The 17,058-nt window shown below is 48.4% G+C and carries 18 protein-coding genes, 1 tRNA gene and 1 rRNA gene; 14 read left to right on the forward strand and 6 right to left on the reverse strand.

What is annotated here, in order from left to right:
- The first annotated feature begins 26 nt into the window (after positions 1-26).
- Positions 27-102 (forward strand) — tRNA-Thr (locus CKK19_RS12195).
- Positions 103-145: 43 nt separating this feature from the next.
- A 5S ribosomal RNA gene (gene rrf / locus CKK19_RS12200) occupies positions 146-261 on the forward strand.
- A 347-nt stretch (positions 262-608) separates the two neighbouring features.
- Here the strand turns inward: rrf and CKK19_RS12205 are convergent.
- The 3 genes from CKK19_RS12205 to CKK19_RS12215 form a co-directional block, all read right to left on the reverse strand.
- Positions 609-830 (reverse strand): lipoprotein, encoded by a 222-nt coding sequence (locus CKK19_RS12205; protein WP_003860364.1) that lies wholly within the window; start codon positions 828-830, stop codon positions 609-611.
- 247 nt (positions 831-1,077) lie between these two features.
- A complete protein-coding gene (locus CKK19_RS12210; RefSeq protein ID WP_022649576.1) occupies positions 1,078-4,191 on the reverse strand; it encodes an efflux RND transporter permease subunit in 3,114 nt (1,037 codons plus the stop codon).
- An 11-nt stretch (positions 4,192-4,202) separates the two neighbouring features.
- A complete protein-coding gene (locus CKK19_RS12215; RefSeq protein WP_023298751.1) occupies positions 4,203-5,342 on the reverse strand; it encodes an efflux RND transporter periplasmic adaptor subunit in 1,140 nt (379 codons plus the stop codon).
- Between the two features lie 396 nt (positions 5,343-5,738).
- On the opposite strand from CKK19_RS12215, the gene envR reads away from it, so the two are divergent.
- Entirely contained in the window at positions 5,739-6,386 is a 648-nt protein-coding gene (gene envR / locus CKK19_RS12220; protein ID WP_023307086.1) for an acrEF/envCD operon transcriptional regulator, read from the forward strand.
- On the opposite strand, the gene CKK19_RS12225 is transcribed toward envR, so the two are convergent.
- The gene (locus CKK19_RS12225; protein WP_063853578.1) at positions 6,381-8,465 is read right to left on the reverse strand and encodes a putative bifunctional diguanylate cyclase/phosphodiesterase; all 2,085 of its coding nucleotides are present in this window, start codon (positions 8,463-8,465) and stop codon (positions 6,381-6,383) included. The genes envR and CKK19_RS12225 overlap by 6 nt on opposite strands.
- Positions 8,466-8,604: 139 nt before the next feature.
- The gene (locus tag CKK19_RS12230; protein ID WP_003860373.1) at positions 8,605-8,769 is read right to left on the reverse strand and encodes a DUF2556 family protein; all 165 of its coding nucleotides are present in this window, start codon (positions 8,767-8,769) and stop codon (positions 8,605-8,607) included.
- Positions 8,770-9,132: 363 nt separating this feature from the next.
- Between CKK19_RS12230 and CKK19_RS12235 the strand changes: the two genes are divergently transcribed.
- The 4 genes from CKK19_RS12235 to CKK19_RS12250 all read left to right on the forward strand — a co-directional run bounded on the left by CKK19_RS12235 (position 9,133) and on the right by CKK19_RS12250 (position 12,062).
- On the forward strand, positions 9,133-10,356 hold the full coding sequence (locus tag CKK19_RS12235) for a tyrosine-type recombinase/integrase (RefSeq protein WP_211924502.1): 1,224 nt from the start codon (positions 9,133-9,135) through the stop codon (positions 10,354-10,356).
- Positions 10,353-11,141, forward strand: coding sequence for a DUF6387 family protein (locus tag CKK19_RS12240; RefSeq protein WP_225455146.1), 789 nt, complete (start codon positions 10,353-10,355; stop codon positions 11,139-11,141). Before CKK19_RS12235 ends, CKK19_RS12240 begins: the two co-directional genes overlap by 4 nt.
- A gap of 103 nt (positions 11,142-11,244) precedes the next feature.
- Entirely contained in the window at positions 11,245-11,529 is a 285-nt protein-coding gene (locus tag CKK19_RS12245) for a helix-turn-helix transcriptional regulator (protein WP_045286785.1), read from the forward strand.
- Positions 11,530-11,549: 20 nt separating this feature from the next.
- Complete coding sequence (locus CKK19_RS12250) at positions 11,550-12,062, forward strand: hypothetical protein (protein ID WP_212463955.1); 513 nt, start codon at positions 11,550-11,552, stop codon at positions 12,060-12,062.
- A 400-nt stretch (positions 12,063-12,462) separates the two neighbouring features.
- Here the strand turns inward: CKK19_RS12250 and CKK19_RS12255 are convergent, their stop codons facing one another.
- Positions 12,463-12,654: a toxin-antitoxin system HicB family antitoxin gene (locus CKK19_RS12255; RefSeq protein WP_032661928.1), complete on the reverse strand. Its 192-nt coding sequence runs from the start codon at positions 12,652-12,654 to the stop codon at positions 12,463-12,465.
- 139 nt (positions 12,655-12,793) lie between these two features.
- Here CKK19_RS12255 and CKK19_RS12260 point away from each other — a divergent pair, with 139 nt between their 5' ends.
- The 7 genes from CKK19_RS12260 (at position 12,794) to CKK19_RS12290 (ending at position 17,057) form a co-directional block, all read left to right on the forward strand.
- Positions 12,794-12,985, forward strand: coding sequence for a host cell division inhibitor Icd-like protein (locus CKK19_RS12260; protein WP_024188218.1), 192 nt, complete (start codon positions 12,794-12,796; stop codon positions 12,983-12,985).
- Positions 12,978-13,172: a hypothetical protein gene (locus CKK19_RS12265; RefSeq protein WP_032174324.1), complete on the forward strand. Its 195-nt coding sequence runs from the start codon at positions 12,978-12,980 to the stop codon at positions 13,170-13,172. Before CKK19_RS12260 ends, CKK19_RS12265 begins: the two co-directional genes overlap by 8 nt.
- 62 nt (positions 13,173-13,234) lie before the next feature.
- Positions 13,235-13,384 carry a hypothetical protein gene (locus tag CKK19_RS12270; protein ID WP_223259295.1) on the forward strand — a complete coding sequence of 50 codons (150 nt, stop codon included), beginning with the start codon at positions 13,235-13,237 and terminating at the stop codon, positions 13,382-13,384.
- On the forward strand, positions 13,371-13,562 hold the full coding sequence (locus CKK19_RS12275; protein WP_021538179.1) for a DUF4222 domain-containing protein: 192 nt from the start codon (positions 13,371-13,373) through the stop codon (positions 13,560-13,562). The genes CKK19_RS12270 and CKK19_RS12275 overlap by 14 nt, the downstream gene beginning before the upstream one ends.
- Positions 13,546-15,297, forward strand: coding sequence for a primase-like DNA-binding domain-containing protein (locus CKK19_RS12280; protein WP_047351788.1), 1,752 nt, complete (start codon positions 13,546-13,548; stop codon positions 15,295-15,297). Before CKK19_RS12275 ends, CKK19_RS12280 begins: the two co-directional genes overlap by 17 nt.
- Before the next feature lie 297 nt (positions 15,298-15,594).
- Complete coding sequence (locus tag CKK19_RS12285) at positions 15,595-15,855, forward strand: hypothetical protein (RefSeq protein WP_001123053.1); 261 nt, start codon at positions 15,595-15,597, stop codon at positions 15,853-15,855.
- A gap of 140 nt (positions 15,856-15,995) precedes the next feature.
- Positions 15,996-17,057 carry a hypothetical protein gene (locus CKK19_RS12290; RefSeq protein ID WP_059288273.1) on the forward strand — a complete coding sequence of 354 codons (1,062 nt, stop codon included), beginning with the start codon at positions 15,996-15,998 and terminating at the stop codon, positions 17,055-17,057.
- Position 17,058: the final 1 nt, after the last annotated feature.

Here is a 17,058-nt window from a genome sequence, read left to right on the forward strand (position 1 = left end):
GAACTGCCAGGCATCAAATTTAGCGTGCTGATATGGCTCAGTTGGTAGAGCGCACCCTTGGTAAGGGTGAGGTCCCCAGTTCGACTCTGGGTATCAGCACCACTTTATACTTAGGTTAAAGTTTGGCAAGAAGTAACAGAATTTGCCTGGCGGCTTTAGCGCGGTGGTCCCACCTGACCCCATGCCGAACTCAGAAGTGAAACGCCGTAGCGCCGATGGTAGTGTGGGGTCTCCCCATGTGAGAGTAGGGAACTGCCAGGCATCAAACAAGTAGAAAGGCCATCCGAAAGGATGGCCTTTTTGCGTTATGCCCTCAGCTAAACCAATTTACTTATCAGATATTCCAACGAGTGCCGTTAATACCTTACTGACGTATTAAAGCGTCTTAACCCAGCTATAAATGAATTCACGGAATGCATAATGCTTACTCGCAGCAGCGTTAAATCAATTCAGTGATTCAGACTGAGGTTGTATAGGTAAGGAAATAGGGCTATAAAAAAAACAGGATACTGAATCTAAAAATTATCTGATGATATCTGAGAGGGGAAATATACATCCCTTTGATTAGATAAAATAAAAGCGCGGCGATGGCCGCGCTTTTAAAAGTATTATTTAGTCAGGGCGACAATACCGAGAGTCAGGCCAGCTATTGCTGCGGCGCCACCGGCAATCGCACCTGCTGTTTCCCAGTTATCCTGGGTAGTCCCCTTCATACAGGTATTGGTGTGAACCAGTCGCCCCTGATCGTCGTATACCGGTACACAGGGAGAGTCGTGCGCGCAACCAGCAAGCAGCGCAGCGAGAAGTGCAACGGAAAGGAATCTTTTCATGATGTTACCTCAATATGATCGCTTATTCGCTTAAGAGCCGATGCGGCAATTTACGAATTGATGATTATTTTACCACCGCACTAATACCATACAGCACGGGGAATAATCTCAAATTGTGTGGATTGTAAAAATCATGGAGAAAAAAGAGGGGCGTTGATTATTTATGGAGGAAATGTGAAGAGATGTCTTTTTATTAGAATGCTGACAGGAAATAAAAAAGGCACCAGAGGTGCCTTTATGATTTTCATTAATCCTTATGCTTTGTAAACCGTCTCCGGACAACAACGAAGAAAACAGGAACAAAGAAAATGGCCAGCAGAGTGGCTGACAGCATCCCGCCCATCACGCCCGTCCCGACAGCGTTTTGTGCCCCACTACCTGCGCCACTACTGATGACCAGAGGCATAACACCAAGGATAAATGCCAGAGAGGTCATCAGGATAGGGCGCAGACGCATACGTGAGGCTTCCAGCGTGGCTTCAATAATCCCTTTGCCTTCTTTATCCATAAGATCCTTGGCGAACTCAACGATCAGTATGGCGTTTTTGGCTGATAAACCAATTGTCGTAAGCAGACCAACCTGGAAGTAAACGTCATTGTTCAGCCCACGTATTGATGCAGCCAGAAGCGCGCCGATCACCCCCAGGGGCACAACCAGCATGACCGAGAATGGAATTGACCAGCTTTCATAGAGAGCCGCCAGACACAGGAACACCACAATCAGTGAAATGGCATACAGTGCTGGAGCCTGATTTCCGGAAAGACGTTCCTGATAAGACATCCCCGTCCAGTCGTAGCCAATTCCGGAAGGCAGTTTCGACGCAAGGCTTTCCATCATCTCCATTGCCTCACCGGTACTTTTGCCTGGCGCAGACTCACCGAGGATCTCCATTGATGGCATCCCATTGTAACGTTCCAGACGAGGTGAGCCGTACACCCAGTGAGAGCTGCTAAAGGCAGAGAAAGGCACCATTTCGCCGTTAGCACTACGCACATACAGGTCGTTAATATCTCCTGGTAACATACGGAAGCGAGCATCAGCCTGGACATAAACTTTTTTCACGCGTCCATGATCGATAAAGTCGTTCACATAAGTGCCACCCAATGCTGTTGAGATGGTCTGATTGACATCAGATATGCTCACACCCAGCGCCTGGGCCTTCTCCTGGTCGACATCCAGTTTGTACTGTGGCGTATCTTCCAGTCCGTTAGGACGCACGCGGACCAGTAAGTCAGGATGTTCCCTTACCATGCCAAGCAGTTGGTTACGTGCCTGCGTGAGCTGCGTATGTCCCAGGTTTGCCTGGTCAATCAGTTCAAAGTCAAAGCCTGTTGCGGTACCCAGTTCAATAATGGCAGGGAGGTTAAACGGAAATACAAGACCATCTTTGATCTGGCTAAACGCTTTCGTTGCGCGGCTGACAATCGCCTCAACGCCGTTTTCCTTGCCCGGGCGTTCTTCCCATGGCTTCAGGCTGACGAAAGCGATACCGGAGTTCTGCCCCTGCCCGCTAAAGCTAAATCCGTTTACGGTAAAGACCGATTCAACGTTCGCTTTCTCTTTCGTCAGATAATAGTCCTGAACCTGATCGAGTACCTGCTGGGTACGCATCTGCGTCGCCCCTGCTGGCAGCTGAACCATCGTCATAAACACCCCCTGATCCTCTTCCGGCAGGAAGGAGGAAGGCAGGCGCAGGAACAGTACTGCCATGCCGCCGACGATGATGACGTAAACCAGCAGATAGCGTCCGGTCTTACGTAAAATGCCGCTCACGCTGTTGCTGTAGTGCTCCACGCTCTTATCAAAAAGCGCGTTAAACCAGCCGAAGAATCCACCTTTCTTTTCATGATGGTCGCTGGAAACCGGTTTGAGCAGCGTTGCACATAAAGCAGGCGTTAATATCAACGCCACCAGCACCGATAAGGCCATCGCGGAGACAATGGTCAGCGAGAACTGGCGATAGATAGCCCCGGTTGAACCTCCAAAAAATGCCATCGGAATAAACACCGCTGAAAGCACCATGGCAATGCCCACCAGAGCGCCCTGGATTTGCTCCATCGACTTCTGGGTCGCCTCTTTTGGCGGCAGCTTGTCCTCAACCATGACGCGTTCTACGTTCTCAACCACCACGATGGCATCATCGACGAGCAAACCTATCGCCAATACCATCCCGAACATCGTCAGGGTGTTAATGGAGAAACCAAACGCAGCCAGTACCGCAAAGGTACCCAGTAGCACCACGGGCACGGCAATAGTCGGAATAAGGGTCGCCCGCAGGTTTTGCAGGAACAAGTACATCACCAGGAACACGAGAACGATCGCTTCAAACAGCGTCTTCACCACTTCATGGATTGAGATCTTCACGAAAGGTGTGGTGTCGTACGGATAAACGACTTTCAGGCCCTGAGGGAAGAAGGGCTGCAACTGCGCCAGTTTACTCTTAATGGCGGCAGCGGTATCCAGCGCGTTTGCGCCAGTCGCCAGCTTGATCCCGAGCCCCGTTGCTGCCTGGCCATTGATTTTGGTGACCATGTTGTAGTTTTCGCCACCCAGCTCAATGCGGGCCACATCTTTCAGGTGGACCATTGAACCGTCCTGGTTCACCTTCAGCGTCACACGGCCAAACTCCTCCGGCGATTTCAGGCGCGTTTGAGCAATAATTGAGGCGTTCAGTTGCTGCCCTGGTACGGAAGGCGTTCCTCCCAACTGGCCCGCAGCAATCTGGTCGTTCTGCGTTTTCAGTTGGTTAATGACATCCAACGGCGTGAGCTGATATTTATTCATCGCGTTGCTGTCCAGCCAGATGCGCATTGCATACTGCGCACCGAACAGCTGCACATCACCGACGCCGGAAGTACGGCTGATCGCATCTTTTACGTTAGAAGCGACATAGTCGGAGATATCATCCTGAGTGAGGTTTTTATTATCCGACACAAATCCCGCGACCAGCAGGAAGCTGCTGCTGGATTTTTCCACGCCGATCCCCTGTTGCTGTACTTCTTGCGGTAGCAGCGGCATAGCGAGCTGGAGTTTGTTCTGAACCTGCACCTGCGCGATATCAGGATCCGTACCCGACTCGAACGTCAGGGTGATGGTGACGTTACCGGCAGAATCACTGGTGGACGACATGTACATCAGATTGTCGATTCCGTTCATGTTCTGTTCGATAACCTGCGTCACGGTATCCTGGACCGTCTGGGCATCAGCGCCAGGGTAGGTCGCTGTCACCGCAACTGCTGGCGGCGCAATGGTTGGATATTGCGCCACCGGCAGTTTTAAAATGGCCAGCCCGCCCGCAATCATCAGAATGATGGAGAGCACCCAGGCGAAAACAGGTCGTTGAATAAAGAAATTAGCCATCTCGTTATCCCTTAACTGGCTGGAGTCGCGGCGGTATCAGGAATAGCCACGACGGTGACGCCAGGGCGAACTTTTTGCAGGCCGCTGATAATGACGCGGTCGCCATTTTTCAGACCTTCCGTGATCAACCACCGATCGCCAATCGCCTGCGGTGCAACGACAGTGCGAGATTCCACCTGGTTTTTATCGTTTACCACAAGCACGGTTGCATCACCGCGAGGTGTACGGGTTACCCCCTGCTGGGGAACAAGGATGGCATCAGGCTGTGTGCCTTCGTCAATGCGTGCACGGACAAACATACCCGGTAACAGCATATGCTGAGGGTTAGGGAAGAGAGCGCGAAGGGTGATTGAGCCGGTACTTTCATCTACCGTGACATCAGAGAACTGGAGCGTTCCTTTCAGAGGATAAGGCTGGCCATTTTCCATCAGCAACTCAACGCTGCTGGTGTCTCCCTTTTGCAGGCTCGTCTGCTGCTTCAGACGCATAAAATCGCTGCTGGATTGCGTTACATCGACATAAATGGGATCGAGCTGCTGAACTGTCGCCAGTGCGGTTGACTGACCATTAGTGACTAACGCCCCTTCAGTGACGCTGGATTTGCCAATGCGCCCGTTGATTGGCGATGTGACTTTCGTATAAGCAAGATTGATTCGCGCGCTTTCAACGCCAGCTTTCGCGGCAACGACGCTTGCATCCGCCTGCTGGGCGGTTGCCACCGCCTGATCATACTCCTGCTTGCTCACATATTGCGTACCGACCAGCGGAAGGTAACGTTTTACCGTCAGATGGGCTATGTTTGCCGCCGCCTGCGCTTTTACCAGTTCACCTTTCGCATTGTCGTAGGCTGCCTGATAGGTGGCCGGATCGATCTGATAAAGTGATTCACCCGCTTTGACGTCGCTGCCTTCGGTAAAATTACGGTGCAGAATGATACCACTTACCTGGGGACGAACCTCCGCTACACGATAAGCATCAGTTCTGCCTGGCAATTCCGTCGTTACGGCCAGTGGCGCGCTTTTGACAATATGAACACTGACCTGAGGAGCTTGCCCATGCTGCTGTGGGTTTTCTTGCCCATCGCACCCGGCGAGCAGTGCAGCACAGACAATGAAACCGGATAAGGGTAAGCGTCTGAAGTGATTCGTCATTACTGTTCCTTAAACTACCCTTGAACCGATATATGCCATAAGTCGGTGAAAGGGTGTGAGGCAAAAAAAGAAATGTAGCTGCGTATAATAATGAGGGTATTCAAGGTTTTTTAATTTATAAGTGCTGATGGAGGCAATAAAAAGCAAAATCAGATTCTGAACCAGTGTATTCGAAATCCGGCTTCTGTCAGGATAATCAACGGAATACTTATGAGTAAATACAAACTATTTATTTAATGAATTTGATTCGCTCAATTTATTCGTATGAATTATAAATTAAATGAATTGACTTTTTTTGTGCAAAACTAAAACGGGTTATGGTGAATACTTTGACTTACACGACCCTTTAATAACGTTTGATGTCGTATCAACCGTATAAGTAATGAGTAGCAGGCTATGGCGCGTAAAAAGAAAGAAGAGGCTCAAAAGACCCGGCAGCAGCTGATTGAAGCCGCTATCGGGCTATTTGCGACACGTGGCGTGGCTAATACCACGCTTACCGACATCGCCGATGCTGCTCAACTTACTCGCGGGGCGGTTTACTGGCATTTTTCGAGTAAAGCGGAAATATTTAACGCCATCTGGGAACAGCAATTGCCGCTGCGTGAAATGATTCGTGACAGGTTAATACTTTCTGAAAAAGATGACCCTTTGTTAATGCTTCGTGAACAGTTTATTGTCGCGCTGCAATATATTGCGAGCGAGCCACGCCAGTATGCTCTTTTACAAATTCTGTATCATAAGTGTGAATTTCATGACGATGTGATTTCAGAATGTGAAATACGCAAGCGGATCGGTTTAAACGATAATTATCTTCGCAGGACGTTGAGACAATGCGTTGCGCGTAGCATTATTTCTTCCCAAACTAATATTGAACTGGCGCTGATTGTTTTCCACGCATTTTTTAGCGGAGTCATTAAAAACTGGTTAATGGATAGCAACAGTTTTAATCTGTACAAACAGGCGCCGGCGCTGGTGGATAATATTCTTGCGACACTAAATATCACTCGAGTGGCGCCAGTGTTTTACGATACAGCCTCATGATTGCATACGGGATGGTGACATCTCCCCGTGCTGGCACTGTTCCATAATAGCCTGCGCGGTAATCGGTTTGCCCAGCAGATAGCCCTGTAGCGTATTGCATCCCAGTTCTGTCAGAAAGGTCTGCTGCGCTGCGGTTTCGACCCCTTCTGCCACGACCTTCAGATTCAGCGTTTTTGCCAGGGCGATAATCGCCGAGACGATCGTCGCATCTTCACTCTCTCCACTTAACTCTTTTACAAAAGCACGATCGATTTTCAACTCGCAGGCAGGGAGTCGCTTAAGATAAAGAAGGCTTGAATAACCTGTACCAAAATCGTCTATCGAGGCTTTTACGCCCGCATCCGTCAGCGCTGTCAGGACACGAACGCTTTCGTTCGGATTGCTCATCGCCGTGGTTTCAGTCACCTCCAGGATCAACATGCCGGGCGGTACGCTATGGCGCGTCAGACAATCGAGAACCGTTTTAATCAGCGACGGCTGTTCGAACTGCAACGTAGAAAGATTCACCGCCATTGACCAGTCCGTGTGGCCCTGAAGGTGCCATTCTCGAAGCTGGCGGCAGGCCTCGTCGATTACCCAGTTTCCAATTGGAATAATCAGCCCGGTTTTCTCTGCAAGCGGTAGAAACAGGTCGGGGGGCAGTAATCCCTGTTTGGGATGCTGCCAGCGTAACAGCGCTTCGAATCCGATGACCGGCCCGGCAGGGGCATGGAATTTAGGTTGATAAAGCAGGCGTAACTCATCACGGTCGATGGCCTGCCACAGATCATTCATCAGCTGTAGATGCGTCTGCGCCAGCGTATTCATTGACGGCTGAAAGAAGTGATAACCGTTGCGACCCATATGTTTCGTGTGGTACATCGCAGCATCAGCGTTAAACATCAGTTCACGATCGGTTTTGCCATCGTGTGGATAGAGCGCAATGCCAATGCTCAGGGTGACCATCAGTTCGTAAGGATCGAGATGGAACGGGCTATCAATGACGCGTACCAGTGAATTTGCCAGTGAGGCAGCATCATCCGGGGTAGTGGTTTCGGCCAGCAGGACGAATTCATCCCCACCGATACGCGCCAGCGTGTACTGACCTTTCAACTGCAACAGCAAACGCTGAGTCACCGCAACCAGAAGCTTGTCACCGACATCATGACCATAGGCATCGTTGACGGTTTTAAAGCCATCAAGATCCATAAACATCAGCGCGAAAGGGCTTCCTTCGCGATCGGCCTTGCTGATGGCCTGATCGAGGCGATCCTCAAGCAGAATACGATTGGGTAAGCGCGTCAGCGTATCATGCAACGCCAGCTGAGCAAGTTCACGGTTAGCTTCTGCCAGGGATGAGGCCAGCAGCGAGGTACGAGCCTGAAGGCGGGCATCGAACATCGATACCAGCAGCGTAATCCCCAGAATAGCGAGCGCGACCACGCTAACCAGTATCGCCAGCCAGCTCCCGTTAATGCCATGATGGTGGACCATCGTCGACATTGGAAATTGTGCTGCTTCCATGCCGGCGTAATGCATGCCAGCGATAGCGATGCCCATGGTGATCGCCGCCCCCAGACGCATCAACGCCATTCGTGCAGCTTCCTGACGTAAACGGAACGTCAGCCAAAGAGCGGCCAGTGAAGCGGCAAGGGCTATGCCCACAGAGATAGCCATCCACGTTTTATCCCAGACAATACCCGGTGTGACCTCCAGGGCAGCCATACCGGTGTAGTGCATGGTAACTATGCCTGCACCCATCACGACGGCGCCAGGCAGCAGTCGGCGCAAATGTAGCTGCTCGCCGCTAACGAGCCACAGGGCGAACATTGACGAGCTGATGGCGATAATCATCGAAAGCACGGTCAGGGTCGCGTTGTAACTCATGCTCATGGAAAGCTCCATCGCCAGCATACCGATGAAATGCATCGCCCACACGCCAATCCCCATCGAAACTCCGCCACCTGCCAGCCAGACGCGTGCAGCGACGCCCTGGCTTCCGGCAACGCGCGCAGCCATATTCAGCGCGGTATAGGCGGCAAGAATGGCGACAATAAAGGAGATGACGACGAGGATTTGGTTGTATTGGCTAACCAGCATGGTCTGTTCACTCGTTGTGAGACGTTAAGCAAGAGCGGTTGGAAAGGGCACAGACATTATCATCGTCAGGAAATGACGAAAAGTGATTTAAGCCCCTGTTTTTATTGGGTGATAACAGAGGGGTACAGGATGGAAGAGGCTAGTCCAGCTCTGAGCAGTTGACCAGTTTTAGCGGGTTCACGGAATTCATATTGCGACATTTATCGGTTTCGGTGCTCATCAGTTCAATCCACTGCATCAGCAGCGCATCGAAAATGAAAACAGAGACAGCAAAAACGACCAGCCACCAGTATTTACGAATCATGTGTCATTCCGCGAAAAGAGAGCCTGTAAGGTGGTGGAAATATACACGAAAAGCGGGCGTTGAAAAGTGGGGAAGGAGAAGGTTTACAAAGCGTTGACGGTCGCTCATCCGGGCAATAAAAAAGGCGCTTCCCCATGCCGAAGAGCGCCTTTTTAAACAAGCATTTAACTGATTAGTATCAGTTCATGCCGTACTGTCATATTAGCTGTTTTCATGCTTTTAGATGATTTTAATATTCATATAATAATCAATGTGTTATATAAATTCATGCCTGTATATTGTTCCAGTGTTTTTCTTTGTTTATGCTATTATGCAAGCAATTCTGTATAAACATTTGTATAAACACTTTGGGCTGGGTGGTCTATGGCTGGCGAACTTAACAAACTGAGCGACAGGAAGTTAAAGGGATTACATGGTATCCCGGCCAGTAAGATTGAGTTCTATGCTGATGGTGCCGGGCTGAGCGCCAAGGTAACGAAAGCTGGTGGTATTAGCTGGGTGTTTACTTACCGACTCGACGGGCAGAAGCTGCATCGTCTTACTCTGGGACGATACCCGGATATGAGCCTCAAAGAAGCCCGTTCTTCGCGTGATAAATGCCGCCAATGGCTGGCCTCAGGTAAAGATCCAAAGCACCAGTTGGCGCTGACCACTCAGGAAACGCTTAAACCGGTCACTGTTAAGGAAGCTATAGAATACTGGATACGCGAATATGCAGAAGAGAACCGCGCGAATGTTGAACGGCACAAAGCGGAGCTGCGAAAACACATTTATCCTTATATAGGGAAAATGGCGCTCGCTGACTGTGAAACACGATACTGGCTTGACTGCTTTGACAGGATGAAAAAGAAAACTCCAGTCGCCGCAGGTTATGTGTTCCAGATGTGCAAACAAGCCCTGAAATTCTGCCGGGTTCGTCGCTATGCTGTGAGTACCGCGCTTGAAGATTTAACAATTCCAGATGTCGGTAAAAAACAGGCAAAAAAAGACCGGGTATTAAACGATAAAGAGGCTGGCGATTTATGGGCTGCCATTTCCTCTGGCACTTGCTTCATGCCTTACTACACCAGGCTACTGACAATCTTAATGGTGTTTGGGTGCCGAACGCAGGAGGCCAGGCTATCAGAGTGGAGTGAATGGGATATGGATGCCTGGGTCTGGACAGTTCCCAAAGAGCACAGCAAGGGCGGCGAGAAGATTGTAAGACCTGTGCCGGATGCCATGCGCAAATTCATTGAAATACTGCATGATGAAACGAAACTATCCGGTCTTTTGCTTGGGTCGGTTAAAGGCAGTGAAGCGGTAAGCCAGTGGGGCCGTAGCGTTTATAAAAAGCTGGGACATTCTGAACCATGGACACTGCACGATCTAAGACGAACATTAGCAACGCATATGAATAATATGGGTATAGCACCACACGTTGTTGAACAGTTGCTGGGGCACTCAATGCCGGGAGTCATGGCGATTTATAATCGCAGCCTGTACTTGCCTGAGAAACTGGATGCGCTGAATAAATGGTATGACCGTCTCGATATTTTGGCGGGTAATCACTCGAATATTGTTATTTTAAAGGCTGGTGAGAAATGAAAAAGATAAATAAAATGACCGATTTGCCGAAATGGTTTTCATTGGACAATTACAATTCTATCAATGGGCTGAGTGATCTTGATTTAATTAATCAGTTAGCTATGAGAATGGAAGTTGCTAATGATGATTTTGAATGGCTTGATACCTATCCCGGAGCAAGAAATGAGTTCGCTTCATTTATGGAAGAAAGATTTAGTAACCCAATTCGGCCGCTGAGTGGAAAATTATTTGCAGAGAAAATAAAAAGAAAAAAATATTCTGAATGGCAAATGGATGCCGTCGGAGGTGTTGAGCCTTTAAGATTAATTGATGTGATGCAGTTGTCTAAGAAAGCCTCTCATTATATTGATGAAAATAAAATTAATCGCTCATTGCGTGGACAAAAAAGGTCTGTAAGTAAGACCATAAGCGATAATGATCAAATGCACATTACTTTAGATTTGTCTTGGCCTGATGAAATTTTATTAAGCGATTTGGCTGCATTGTTGCCAATATGGCGAATGGATCTTGAAAGCAAAAGTGAAAATAGTTGTAAGTTAAGTAATAGCTGGGGTGTAATCAAAAAGAAAATATTCGATTACAAGATATTGCCAATGTTAGACCTTATGGAGTGGGCTAAAATTAACAATGCAACAATCACTAACAGAGTTTTATCTTTGGCCCTGTTTCCTAATGCAGAGTATGACGCCATTGGTATCGCTCAAACGATCAAACCGTTCATTAGAAATTTTTCCGCAGATTTTTCTATAGAAATATTAAAGCGCAAAGCTATGGATTCATTTTAATCGGGAAATCCATATAGAAATAATTAAAAATTATCTAATAGTGAACCATGCTTTTTAATAGCAAATAATAGCCTCCACAAAACGTAGAAACAGTGGAGGCAACATGCAAAATATCACCTTTACCCCGCCAAATCCTGAGCAGCGCCGCACCCTTCTGGAGGAGTACGGCTTCAAGTTCGACCGTCGAATCCGTGAAGAAGAATGCAGCGAGATCACCAGTCTTTCCCGTTCCAGCCGCTGGAAGATGGAGCAGCAAGGGCGCTTTCCATCACGCTGCCACTTCGGACGCAATAGCTGTGCATGGCTTCTTTCTGATGTGCTCTGGTGGGTTCGTAATCCGCCTGCCGTGGAGAACGTCAATAACCCGTACAGCCGCAAATCTGCTTAATTAACTACAGGTAATCAGATATGAAAATGATTAATGCCCTCAACGGGCAGGGATTCGCTCACCCTGAAGCCAGACAGAAGGAAATTCTCGTTAACGGCCTTCCGTTTGAATTTGTCGGCCAGTGGCAGGAATACCCGACTAAACGCAGCTTTGCCGTTTCAGTATCTACGGAACTACGCCGCCAGTATTACCCGGACGATGCCACTTTTGGTAAGGCGATGCGTGAGGCGGGTTATATTCCCGTGCGCACCCGTAAATTGACCGGGAAGCTGGCAAGTTACTGGCTGTATCGAGTAACGGGTGATGATAAGGGGGTATGCACAGCAGAACCCACGCCCCGCAAGGCTTCCGAGCCAGTTGTCCAGACCATATCTAAGCCTCATCCGTGGTTTAAGCGTGTGGCACTCGATGGTAAATGGCAGTACGTCTACGCAGATCACATCCGCTTTCTGACTAAAAAGCGTCATCGCGTCGATGGTGTTCGGGTTCAGGGGTATACCGCTGGCGGGCTGAAAGTGGAGGCTATTGTATGACAGGCAAAACAAAGGCGGCCATGCCGGGCCGCCTGAGTCTCAACGCTTTACTGAAACATCGCCAGATTACCAGGCTTGCCGCTGGTGGTCAAACCTTGAGCCAACGAAATCCGTACGCACAAATTAACCGCGTACGTTTAACGTACGGACATCGCAATCCATTGAAGGAACTTGATTATAACGAATCGTTAGAATCGGCTGGCAACAAACATGAACAGTATTCGGGTTCGCCTGAACATCAACACTGCTTAGGTTCAGAGGTTCCGACTAATAACGTAGAGAGCTGCGAAGATAACCAACCCTCTTTAAGAGGTGAGCCTCTGCACAACTCATTAAAAGTTGCGCAAAACAGACCATTTTTAAGAGGGGCAGTTCACAGCATTACGGAGAGTAACCCTGCTCAGCCCTTTGGCTCGATGCCCTGTCGGCGCAATTCCGCGCGGGCCAGTTCTTTCAACCAATTACCGAGACTAACGCCCTCACGTTCTGCGGCATCATTAAGCTGCTGCCGTAATTCTGGAGTGATTCGGATCTGGAAAGTAGGCGACAGCCCTTCTCCTTTTGGTGTTTTATCTCGTTTGATAGTTGACATGTACGTACGTAACCTTATAGCATGGATTTTGTTATGTACGTACGTTATCACGACGAACATGCAAAAGACAACGCCCCGGACTGCGGGAACAGTGCCAGGGCGTCTGACCTCCACCGATAAGTTACGTATCGAGGAAGCTATGAAAGATCATATCACACACCCGCAAGGGCGGAAGTCCTACATCTGGCGTTTTCTTGCACTGAGCGCCATCGGTCGCAACGTCATTCACATCACAGCTAACACTGAGCGCGAAGCCCGTGAGCAATCACCGGCTGGCTGCGTGATGGTATTCGCTGGCCGTCTACCAGTTCAGGAGGTTCGCTATGCGTGAGCCAATCTGTCTGGAGCAGGCCGAATATAAATCAGCGCTGGCTTCATCACTTTACGAAACCATCCTGGAAAAAGCCTCTGCTGAATGTTCAGAAACGCTGCTGAATCTGATTTCTATTGCGTGTGATTTTAATCAGGAAATTCACCGGGCATTAATCGCCGAGCTGCACATGGGAGAGACAAAGTGAGACAGGTTCCTTTTGAAGTCCTGATGCACGCTGAAAATGCCCTTTCAGAAAGTGAGTGCGCAATGTCTGTGCTGAGCATGTGGATTGACAGCATTCCCGACGGTGAAGAACACCGTGAGGAAGCGTGCCGTGTCGGAGCAATTATGTCTCTGCTGCACAAATCTATCGGCGAGCTGGTGAAGGCGCGGGAGGCTTACAGTGCGAAATCCTGAAATCAACGATAGCTGGAAGGATAAGCGCGGCGAACTGGTCACGGTGAAAGATAACGCATTTAACCGGGTAACGTTTGTGCGTGATGGTTACGATTTTCCGTGCATCTTTCCGCTGGAAAGGTTCGTTAAAGAGTTCACTTTCGTTAGCTGGGGGCTGAAAGATGAAAAACGCGCCTAATGTGAAAACCCTCCCGCGCGACAAAATGGAGGAGGCCATCATCTTTGCTGGAACGGGAGCATGGAAAGCCGCTCAGGATTACCAGAAAGGGAAGGGCGAGCATGGAGACGATGTTCCGCCTGTGGTTCTGGATCACACTCAACTGGCGGAATTGCCACACCTGCGCATTGTTGATAAAGGCCGTCGATTTGCCCGTGTCTGTCAGGCCGGGCTTATCGAGCAAAACCAAATCAGCATGATTGCAAATAAGTTGTGTGAGGCTGGCGTTACCAATGCTGAGTTTATCAACGAACAAGGCGAGAAAGAGGACTGGACGCCATTGATGAAACGTCTGGAAGACGAGCCCCTTATGGTGACTACGAGGGGAAGTGCTACGCCAGCGCTTAACCAGATGGGAGCCAGCCAGCGCGGGGAAGTTCTGCTTGCTCATTACAATGGCAATCTGGCGATCCATGCTGATTCCGACACGGTTCATCATTACAACGGCGTGGTGTGGGTTCCGCTTTCGGATAAAGAGCTGCAGCGAGAAATGGCGCAGATTTTTATTGATTCCGAAGTCGCCTATTCGCAGAACGCGATTAAATCCGCTGTCGATACAATGAAGCTGGGCCTCCCGGTAATGGGTAACACAGCCCGTAACCTGATTGGTTTCAGCAACGGGGTTTTTGATACCCGGTTAGGCCAATTTCGACCGCATGATAAAAAGGACTGGCTTATCGTTGCGAGCGAATTGCCATTCAGCGAACCAGCAGAAGGTGAAACTCTGGCAACCCATGCGCCTAACTTCTGGAAATGGCTCCGCCGCTCTGTGGCGGATAATGACCGAAAAGCAGACCGCGTACTGTCTGCGCTGTTTATGGTGCTGGCGAACCGGTACGACTGGCAGCTGTTTCTTGAGGTAACGGGGCCGGGCGGAAGTGGTAAAAGTGTTATGGCTGAGATCTGCACGATGCTGGCGGGCAAGGCCAACACCGTATCGGCGAGCATGGCGGCGCTGGAGAACCCAAGGGAAAGGGCGCTGGTAGTGGGCTATTCGCTGATTATCATGCCGGATATGACCCGGTACGCTGGCGACGGCGCAGGGATTAAAGCTATCACTGGCGGGGATAAGGTAGCCATTGACCCTAAACACAAAGCGCCATATTCAACCCGTATACCTGCGGTGGTGCTGGCCGTCAATAACAATGCCATGTCGTTCAGCGACAGAAGCGGGGGGATTTCCAGACGGCGGGTGATTTTCAACTTCTCCGAAGTGGTACCGGAAAACGAACGCGATCCTATGCTGGCCGAGAAGATTGAAGGTGAGCTGGCTGTAATCATTCGCCACCTGCTCACTCGCTTTTCCAGGCAGGACGAAGCCAAACAGCTTTTGCATGAGCAGCAAAAATCAGAAGAAGCGCTGGCCATCAAACGTGAAGGGGATTCACTGGTGGACTTTTGCGGCTACCTGATGGCTTCGGTGGTTTGTGATGGAATGCTGATTGGTAATGCCGAGATCGTGCCATTCAGCCCGCGCCGTTATCTGTATCACGCTTATCTGGCTTACATGCGGGCCAATGGTCTTAGCAAGCCTGTATCGTTAATGCGGTTCGGTACGGATATGCCAGGCGCAATGGCTGAATATGGCAAGGAGTACCAGAAGCGCAAAACTAAACATGGCATAAGATCGAACGTCACCCTGCATGATGATTCAGAAGACTGGATGCCAATGTGTACCGATACAACAAAAGAATAAAGGCGGGGAAAATTAAAAGTAATGGGATAAGTGTTCACCACTGTTCACCATGTATAAAAATCATTAAATAACAATATGTTAATGGGTGAACACTTTTTTATGAAGTGTTCACCAAGTATTCACCTGTTCACCTTTAAAGGGCTTTTCTTTTAAAAGGTGAAGGGTTAAGGTGAACACTAGTGAATACTTAAAATCATAGTCTTCACCCTGTAACCGAATGAATTTAAATAGGAAAAATGCAAAGGTGAACAGGTGAACACTTAAACGCATATTTTTAAATTTTACAGGAGGGGCTGTATGCCAATCACTAACGAGGAACGCAGGGAACACCTGGAAAAGTTTGGTTTAAGCAGTCTTGATACAATGCACACTGACGATTACCGTAAAGCCCTTGAAGAGGAAGCGTTCTTTTGGGATGACCCACACGGTTTTGTGATGCACACACTTTCCGGAGAACGGCTCGTTACGAATACAGAGCAGCTGGATGCCTTGATCGAGCACTTAGAGGAATACCGAGCGCTGTTGCCTGAACCACCAAAATGGATGAGTGAGAAATAGTAGCCATAAGCAGATGCAGTATTGTTCTGTGCTTTGATGATTGATTTATGTTGTTCTTGAGTTATCTTAAGGGCTGGGATTTACAATTTAAATTCATGTTGAATTATTAGCATTCTATTGAAAGAAATTAAGGATCTTAGATGACTACACAAGAACCTATAACATACAAAAGAAGAACTGTTCATTATAAAAGGGCAGTAATTGGTGGTTCAAAGCAATATCTGCAATCTATTTTAGAGGAAGCCTTGGGTGAAGGCGGTGCTTATGAATTAGCATCTAGCAGAAAAGAGCAAATAGACCCTAATGATCCGTCTGCTGGATTTCACCTCATTAATAAAAGCCAGCATTACGAAAGTATTTTCTTCGGGCAGTTTTTACTCTTCGAACCTGGTAAAACCCAAGCAACTATAACGATGGAAGATAATGCCCAAGCTTATAAAATAGATCCTATAACAACCGCATCGCTTAAGAAGCGTAAAGGCGATAAAGGGACGGAAAAAGAGTTTGTAGAATCTATTCTTTATTTTGGGGTTTATAAAAATCATGTCTTAATTGTCCAGTCTGCCGCATTGAGAACAAAAGAGTTTGAGCAACATGTAAATAACCTGTTTGCCAATAACACATTATCTACAACAGGCGTTACTTCTATAATCTTTAAGGACAAGCCTGCAAACTCGATAGTTAAAAGATTAGAGGAATCCCCGGTTAAGAGTGTGGTGTTAGGGCGTTCTCCTATAGAAAGTGAACAATTACAACTCAATCCCAAAAGAGATAAAGAAGCGGCAAAAAGAGAAATTCAGCGCCTCGAATCTAAAACAGTACAATTTAAGCCTGCAGGAATAGGAACTAAAATTCTTGATACAGTGCTGGGCGATGGTTGGGCTAGTAAATTAGATCTCGACGATTCACTGGATGAAGCGAATCTTAATGTTAAACTTGAGATAAGCTATAATCGAACTACCACAGGCAGCGGTCAGTTCGTACTGGATACTATAGCCAGTTCCTTGCGAGATCTAGATAATGATAGCGTTAGGGTAGAGCTTAAAAATGGTGGAGTTATAACGGGTAAAGAACTGAAACTTTCTGATTCTCTAAATGTCCAAGTTCATGATGGTTTGTTGTCAGAAGATGACTTATATCTTAAAATGTTTAAATGGTTGTCTGCAAACATACTTAATGGAGAAATAGACAACAGGGGGTAAT

The sequence above is a fragment of the Enterobacter sp. CCUG 70166 genome (genome assembly GCF_020224095.1).
Lineage (GTDB): Bacteria > Pseudomonadota > Gammaproteobacteria > Enterobacterales > Enterobacteriaceae > Enterobacter > Enterobacter intestinihominis.